Origin of the sequence: Sphingomonas sp., assembly GCF_042091075.1 — a bacterium.
Taxonomy (GTDB): domain Bacteria; phylum Pseudomonadota; class Alphaproteobacteria; order Sphingomonadales; family Sphingomonadaceae; genus Sphingomonas.
This window is the reverse complement of the sequence record NZ_JBELIE010000162.1, coordinates 1-7,261: the sequence shown is the minus strand read 5'-3', so window position 1 is coordinate 7,261 and position 7,261 is coordinate 1. Positions and strand designations below refer to the sequence as shown.

Annotated in this window: 9 protein-coding genes and 2 tRNA genes; 9 read left to right on the top strand and 2 right to left on the bottom strand. The window is 66.7% G+C overall.

The annotated features are described in order from the left end of the window. The 5 genes from ACFDSW_RS13885 to ACFDSW_RS13865 form a co-directional block, all read left to right on the top strand. Positions 1-1,408: AAA family ATPase (locus ACFDSW_RS13885; protein WP_375250872.1), on the top strand; the 1,408-nt coding region annotated here is incomplete at its 5' end. Between the two features lie 198 nt (positions 1,409-1,606). Further along, positions 1,607-2,335 (top strand): 4-hydroxy-tetrahydrodipicolinate reductase, encoded by a 729-nt coding sequence (gene dapB, locus ACFDSW_RS13880; protein ID WP_375250871.1) that lies wholly within the window; start codon positions 1,607-1,609, stop codon positions 2,333-2,335. Between the two features lie 10 nt (positions 2,336-2,345). Continuing rightward, complete coding sequence (nth, locus tag ACFDSW_RS13875; RefSeq protein ID WP_375250870.1) at positions 2,346-3,059, top strand: endonuclease III; 714 nt, start codon at positions 2,346-2,348, stop codon at positions 3,057-3,059. Positions 3,060-3,061: 2 nt separating this feature from the next. Then, positions 3,062-3,451: a hypothetical protein gene (locus tag ACFDSW_RS13870; protein WP_375250869.1), complete on the top strand. Its 390-nt coding sequence runs from the start codon at positions 3,062-3,064 to the stop codon at positions 3,449-3,451. Positions 3,452-3,503: 52 nt separating this feature from the next. Further along, positions 3,504-3,580, top strand: a tRNA-Arg gene (locus ACFDSW_RS13865). 338 nt (positions 3,581-3,918) lie between these two features. Here the strand turns inward: ACFDSW_RS13865 and ACFDSW_RS13860 are convergent. After that, positions 3,919-4,008: transfer RNA gene (locus ACFDSW_RS13860), tRNA-Ser, on the bottom strand. 124 nt (positions 4,009-4,132) lie between these two features. On the opposite strand from ACFDSW_RS13860, the gene hspQ reads away from it, so the two are divergent. From hspQ to ACFDSW_RS13840, 4 genes are all read left to right on the top strand, one after another. Next, positions 4,133-4,552 (top strand): heat shock protein HspQ, encoded by a 420-nt coding sequence (hspQ, locus tag ACFDSW_RS13855; RefSeq protein WP_375250868.1) that lies wholly within the window; start codon positions 4,133-4,135, stop codon positions 4,550-4,552. 161 nt (positions 4,553-4,713) lie between these two features. Beyond that, positions 4,714-5,010 (top strand): 50S ribosomal protein L21, encoded by a 297-nt coding sequence (gene rplU / locus ACFDSW_RS13850; RefSeq protein ID WP_017979337.1) that lies wholly within the window; start codon positions 4,714-4,716, stop codon positions 5,008-5,010. Between the two features lie 27 nt (positions 5,011-5,037). Beyond that, positions 5,038-5,307, top strand: coding sequence for a 50S ribosomal protein L27 (rpmA, locus tag ACFDSW_RS13845; RefSeq protein WP_066491693.1), 270 nt, complete (start codon positions 5,038-5,040; stop codon positions 5,305-5,307). A gap of 176 nt (positions 5,308-5,483) precedes the next feature. After that, positions 5,484-6,044: a GNAT family N-acetyltransferase gene (locus ACFDSW_RS13840; protein ID WP_375250867.1), complete on the top strand. Its 561-nt coding sequence runs from the start codon at positions 5,484-5,486 to the stop codon at positions 6,042-6,044. Between the two features lie 123 nt (positions 6,045-6,167). Here the strand turns inward: ACFDSW_RS13840 and ACFDSW_RS13835 are convergent, their stop codons facing one another. Next, complete coding sequence (locus tag ACFDSW_RS13835; RefSeq protein WP_375250866.1) at positions 6,168-7,016, bottom strand: metal-dependent hydrolase; 849 nt, start codon at positions 7,014-7,016, stop codon at positions 6,168-6,170. Positions 7,017-7,261 lie beyond the last annotated feature (245 nt).

The following is a 7,261-nucleotide window of genomic DNA, read 5'->3' as shown; positions in this document are numbered from 1 at the left end:
CAAGGCGATCGACCTGATGGACGAGGCCGCCAGCCGCATCCGCATGGAGGTGGAGAGCAAGCCCGAGGAGATCGAGGCGCTCGACCGCCGCATTCTGCGCCTCAAGATCGAACGCGAGGGGCTGAAACGCGAAACCGATGCCGCCTCGATCGACCGGCTGGAGACCCTGGAGGGTGAACTCGCCAATCTGGAGCAGCAATCGTCCGAACTGACGGCTCGCTGGCAGGCGGAGAAGGAGAAGATCGCCGGCGAGGCGAAGCTGAAGGAACAGCTCGACGCCGCGCGGCTGGAGCTGGAGCAGGCACAGCGGAGCGGCGACCTCGCTAGGGCGGGTGAGCTGTCCTACGGTCGCATCCCCGCGCTGGAAAAGCAGCTCGCCGAGGCACAGGCGACCTCGCAGGGCGCGATGCTGCGCGAGGAAGTGACCGCGGACGACATCGCGGGCGTCGTCAGCCGCTGGACCGGCGTGCCCGTCGAGCGGATGCTGGAGGGCGAGCGCGACAAGCTGCTGCGCATGGAAGAGGTGCTGGGGCAGCGCGTGATCGGCCAGGCCGATGCAGTGCGAGCGGTGTCCACGGCGGTGCGCCGCGCGCGCGCCGGGTTGCAGGACCCCAACCGGCCGCTGGGCAGCTTCCTGTTTCTCGGCCCGACCGGGGTGGGCAAGACCGAGTTGACCAAGGCGCTCGCCGAATTCCTGTTCGACGATGCCAGCGCGATGGTGCGGATCGACATGAGCGAATTCATGGAGAAGCACGCTGTTGCGCGGCTGATCGGTGCCCCGCCGGGCTATGTCGGTTATGAGGAAGGCGGTGTCTTGACCGAGGCGGTGCGCCGTCGCCCCTATCAGGTCGTGCTGTTCGACGAGGTGGAGAAGGCGCATGGCGACGTGTTCAACGTGCTGCTTCAGGTGCTGGACGACGGCCGCCTGACCGACGGACAAGGCCGCACGGTCGATTTTTCGAACACGCTGATCATCCTGACCAGCAATCTCGGCAGCCAGTTCCTCGCCAATATGGACGAGGGGCAGGACGTCGCGACGGTCGAGCCGCAGGTGATGGAGATCGTCCGCGCGCATTTCCGCCCGGAATTCCTCAACCGGCTCGATGAGATCATCCTGTTCCATCGGCTCGGTCAGGGCCATATGGGCCCGATCGTCGACATCCAGGTGTCGCGTGTCGGCCGGCTGCTGGCGGATCGCAAGGTATCGCTCGACCTGACCGATGCCGCCCGCGCATGGCTGGGCCGAGTCGGATACGACCCGGTCTATGGCGCGCGCCCGCTCAAACGAGCGGTGCAGCGCTACCTGCAGGATCCGCTCGCCGAATTGATCCTGCGCGGCGAGGTGAAGGATGGCGCGACCGTCCACGTCGACGAGGGCGACGGGAAGCTGGCGCTGTCGGTGGCGTGACGGACGTGGACGGGAGGGCGGATGCCGGAGCATCTTCCCTCCCGGTTCATACCGCTGACATCATCGTCCGCGAAGGATCGCCCCACCCATTCGCCGTGATCGGAGTTGTCCTCTGTTAAAACCCCGCCGATATATGCGAAGGGAAGCGGTGATGATGCCGTTTCTCCCCCCCTCCCCGCCGCCGAAGGAACAGCGCGCATGACCGCGATCGGCATTTACGGCAGCAACGGCCGCATGGGCCGCGCGATCGCGACGATCGCGGAAACCGAGGGCGCCATCATTGCTGGCGGGGTCGATGCCGGTGGCGATCCACTACCGCTGGCGCAGGCGGCGGATGTATTGGTCGACTTTTCCACCCCCGCCGCGCTGGAGCCGCATCTTGCCGCCGCGGTCGCGGCGCGCACACCGATCGTGATCGGCACGACCGGGCTGATGCCGACCCACCATGCCTTGATCGAACAGGCCTCGGACGAGATCGCGGTGCTGCAGACCGGCAATACCTCGCTGGGGGTGACCCTGCTCAACATCCTCGTGCGCGAGGCAGCGGCGCGGCTTGGCCCGGACTGGGATATCGAGATCGCCGAAATGCATCATCGCCACAAGGTCGACGCCCCCAGCGGCACCGCGCTGCTGCTCGGCGAGGCGGCCGCGGCGGGGCGCGGAACGCGGCTGGCGGAGGTGCGGGTCGACAGCCGCGCCGGGCTGGTCGGCGCGCGCAGCGAGGGCACGATCGGCTTCGCCAGCCTGCGCGGTGGCTCGGTGGTGGGCGATCATCAGGTGATCTTCGCCGGAGAGGGCGAGCGGATCGAGATCGGCCATCGCGGCGAGGATCGCAGCATCTTCGCGCGCGGCGCGGTGAAGGCCGCATTGTGGCTCGCCGGGCGTGTGCCGGGGCGCTACGCGATGGCGGAAGTGCTGGGCCTCTGAGGATCGCTCGTTGAAGAAGGCCGACGTCGTCGAATTCTACCGCCGGCTCGCGGAGGCGAACCCGCACCCGGAAACCGAGCTGGAATCGGTCAACGTCTACACCCTGCTGGTTGCGGTGGTGCTATCCGCGCAGGCAACCGACGCCGGCGTCAACAAGGCCACGCGCGCCCTGTTCGCCGAGGTGGATACGCCCGAGAAGATGGTCGCGCTGGGCGTCGACGCGCTGAAGCGGCACATCCGCACGATCGGCCTGTTCAATACCAAGGCGAAGAACGTCATCGCGCTCAGCGAGGCGCTGATCGCGGAGCATGGCGGACGCGTGCCCGCCGATCGCGACGCGCTGGAACGGCTCCCCGGTGTGGGGCGCAAGACCGCGAACGTGGTGATGAACGTCGCATTCGGCGCCGAAACCTTCGCGGTGGACACGCATATCTTCCGCGTCGGCAATCGCACCGGGCTGGCGCGCGGCAAGACGGTGCTGGCGGTCGAAAAAGCGCTCGACAAGGCCACGCCCGCGCCGTTTCGCGTCCACGCGCACCACTGGCTGATCCTGCACGGACGCTATGTCTGCAAGGCGCGCACGCCCGAATGCTGGCGATGCATCGAGATCGATCTATGTGCGTTCAAGTTGAAGACGCCAGCGCCGAAGGCCCCGCGTACTAAGGCCCCGCGTACCAAGGCCCTTGCCGCCGGCCCGACTGATGGCCTGTCTGATGGAGAGTGACCATGCGCCCGTTGCTGCCCACCGCCTTTCTCGCCGCCGTCGCGCTCGCCGCGCTGGCCACCGCACCCGGCACAGCACGCGACCGGCGCGCCGCGGTGCCCGTCGCCACCCCGGCCGGCAAGCCGCAGGCCTGCGTTCCGATCCAGTCGCTACGCGAAAGCCTCGTCCGCAGCGATTCGGTGATCGACTTCCGCGTATCGGGCAATCGCTACTATCGCGTCGTGCTGCCGCAGGGGTGCCCCGGCCTCGGTTTCGAGCGACGTTTCTCTTACGCTACCTCGCTCAGCCAGTTGTGCGCCAATGACATCATCACCGTCCTCTACCAGGCCGGCCCCACACGCGGCGCCAGTTGCGGCCTCGCCCCGTTCCAGCCGGTAACGATCGCGCGCTGACGCAAAATCCGGGTAGCGCGCTCCCGCAAGCCCTGCTAGGCGAACCCTCCACGCACCCGTAGCTCAGCTGGATAGAGCGCTGCCCTCCGAAGGCAGAGGCCACAGGTTCGAATCCTGTCGGGTGCGCCAGCTTTTCCGCCGTTCTTGATTACCGCCGTTCGGTGGTGTGTCAGCTATTGGGTCGTTGCATCTCGATAGAGCCGGACCGGCGATAGTTGCGTAGGCCGACAGGGTGCGACTGGTTGCACGCCATTCTAGGTCTTTTGGCCCAAACACAGCCGCTCGCGCTATCTTAGCGACTAGCCGTAAGCGGGCGGTCGTTCAGCTAGGGTCAGGACCCATTGATGTGAGCGCTCACGTGGGATTGTGTCGGATCGAGTGAAACACAGCGGCATCAAAAGCCCGCCGATTTTCGAGCTTTTATCGCGAATTTCCGACGATTTGGCGAGGCCTGCAGACGGCATAGATGGCGGAGAGGGTGGGATTCGAACCCACGGTACCCGTGAGGGCACAACGGTTTTCGAGACCGTCCCAATCGACCACTCTGGCACCTCTCCGCGAGGGTCACCGGGGGCCGGAACGGCCGACCGGCTGCGATCGAGCGGCGCCCCTAGCGAGTCTGGCAGCGGGGTGCAAGCGTTCAGGCGTTGTGCCGCGCGATTTGTTGATTAGATTGGGGGGATGAACCGACAATCCCTGCCCCTTCCGCAGCGCAGCGCCGCCGCACGTGGCGACGCGGGCGCCACCGACCGTGCGGGTGATCCGATCGCCCCCGCGGTCGCGCATGCGCGCTTCTCGATCGGCGACGTCGTTCGCCATCGCATGCTCGATTTTCGCGGCGTGATCTTCGACGTCGATCCGGTCTTCGCCAACAGTGAGGAATGGTATCAGGCAATCCCGGAAACCTTCCGCCCGGCGAAGGATCAGCCTTTTTACCATCTGCTCGCGGAGAACCTGGAGTCGAGCTACGTCGCCTATGTCAGTCAGCAGAATCTCATGCGTGACGACAGCGACGAGCCCGTCGAGCATCCCGCGATCGCCGGCATGTTCGATCGCTTCGTCAACGGCCGCTACGGGCTGAAAACCGTCCACCGCCACTGAGCGCGCGCCGATCGACCGGGGCCGGCGGGATGCCACCGGCAGCGCAGGACGTGACAGCCCGGCTTAGCGGTTGACACGAATCGCCCGATCGCTTAGCTGCGGCGCTTCTCTCGCGGCGGTGCCACCTCCGCGGGCCATGACATTTGGGAAGTATAAGAGCCATGTTCGCAGTCGTGCGCACGGGCGGCAAGCAGTATCGCGTCGCCGCCGGAGACAAGATCGTCGTCGAGAAGCTGGACGGCGAAGCCGGCGCATCGATCACGCTGGGTGATGTCCTGCTCGCGGGCGAAGGCTCGGAGCTGAAGAGCGTCGAGGGTCTGACCGTCGCCGCCGAGATCGTCGCACAGGCGAAGGGCGAGAAGGTCATCGTCTTCAAGAAGCGCCGCCGTCACAATTATCGCCGCAAGAACGGCCATCGCCAGAACCACACGATCCTCAAGATCGTTTCGGTCGGCTGAGCCCAGCGCGAACAGGAGTAGAGCAGCATGGCACATAAGAAAGCAGGCGGTTCGTCGCGCAACGGTCGTGATTCGGCCGGCCGTCGTCTTGGCGTGAAGAAGTTCGGCGGTCAGGAAGCGATCGCGGGCAACATCCTCGTGCGTCAGCGCGGGACCAAATTCTATCCGGGCCGCAACGTGGGCATGGGCAAGGACCATACCCTGTTCGCGCTCGTCGACGGTCGTGTCGTGTTCCACGACGGCAAGCTTGGTCGCAAGTTCTGCTCGGTGGACATGATTCAGGCCGCGGCCGAATAACATCGGGTGACCATACGGGTTGCCCTCCAGGGCGACCCGGGGCTCCATCGCAGGAGCCCAGCCAGATAAGGGAGACGGGTCCGCCCCGGCTCCCTTTTTTTTCATGCTCCCTCCCCTGCCCTGTGTCGCGCCTGCGTCATCGACGCATGGCAGCGAACGCATTGAGGAGATGGAGCATGTTCGCGTTGACGCCCCGACTGACGTTACGGCCCGGCTGGCCGGAAGATGCACCCGCGCTGGCCCGTGCGATCGCGCATGAGCCGGTGGTGCGTCATCTGTCGCGGGTGCCCTTCCCCTACGGCGTCGAGGATGCCGCGGCGTTCCTCTGCCGGCCCGCTCCCGCAGACGAGCCGCGCTTCCTGATCTGCGAACGGTTCGGCGCGTATCGGCTGATCGGCGGTATCGGCCTGCATCGCGAACCACCGGGCGGCTGGGAACTCGGCTATTGGCTCACCCCCGACGCCTGGGGCCGCGGCTTCGCGACCGAGGCGGCGCGCGCGGTGCTGGACATCGCCCGGTACACGCTGGGGCTGCGCCGTGTGCTGGCGCGGCACCATGTCGACAATCCGGCGTCCGGCAAGGTGATGCGCAAGCTCGGCATGACCGAGACGGGCACGCGCTCGCGGCTTTATTCCGCGGCGCGGGGGCACGAGGTGGAGTGCATCGACTTCGCGATCGCATGGACCGACGCCGGGGAAGCACAGCCGGACCCGGAGTCGATGCCGATCGCGGCGTGATGTCGCGCCGCGGCAGCGCGAGAACAAGGTGAAGCGAACCCACGTCACCCCGCGATGCCGCCGGGGTGACGGCCCGGGGCATACGCTCGGTGAGAAAGGATCGCCGCCGCCCGCCGGCCCGGTTCAGGCCGCGGGCAACACCGCCGCTTCATAGTCGCTTTCCGCCAGCCCGATCAGCGTGCGATCGTCATGCTTCCACGGATGGAAGCCGGGCAGGAAATATGCGAACCAGACGCCCGCCATCTTGCGCGCCATCCCGGGGCGGCCGAAGGCGTAGCGGAACATCCGCCACCATGCTGCCGGCCCGGTCAGCCCGTCCTGCCGCAACAATTCGGCCATGCCGCGCGCGCGGCCGGTGAAGAAGCGCCACGTCGTGATCCACATCACCAGCGACTTGACCCACCAGCGGCGGAAGCGCGGCCAGTCGCGCGTCGCGTGCAGCCAAGTGTCATAGGCGACGCCCTTGTGCTCGATCTCCTCCGCCGCGTGCCACAGCCACAGCGCGCGCGCCTGCGGGTCCGCGCCGCGCAGGTGCCGGGGATCGGCGATCAGTTCGTGCGCCAGCATCGCGGTGAAATGTTCGAGCGCGCAGGTCGCGGCGAGGCTGCCGATCGGCGGGCGTCCCTTGGTCAATGCCAGCGCGGCATCGACATCGCGATCGAGCAGACTGGTGTCATAGCCCTGATCGGCGACATGCCGGTTGAACGCCACATGTTCGCGCGTGTGCAGCACCTCCTGTTTGATGAAGGCGTTGATCTCCCGCTCCAGCCGTGGCGGCGTGCCCTCGCGGAACTGCCGCACACTGTCGACGAAGAACCCCTCCCCCTTCGGAAACGTCACCGATAGCGCATTGTAGAAGGCGGTCGCATAGGGATCGTCGTTCAGCCACCAACGACGCACCTTTTGCCCGCGCGCAAACCGCCGGTCGCGCGGTGTGATCGTCAGATCGGCGGGAGCGGTTGCTTTCGCCACGGAAACCTCCTGTAGATGGGAAACAGAATGATAACTGACACCAGTGTTAATTAAGCGACATCCTCCCTTATGGCAAGCCCCCTTCCCACCGCCCCGTCGACGCCCCCGCGCCGCCGCCTCAGCCCCGAAGCCTCGCGAGAGGCCGCGCTGGAGGCCGCCCGCGTGCTGCTGGTCGAAAGCGGGCCGCAAGCGGTGACGCTGAAGGCGGTCGCCGCGCGGATCGGGCGAACCCATGCCAATTTGCT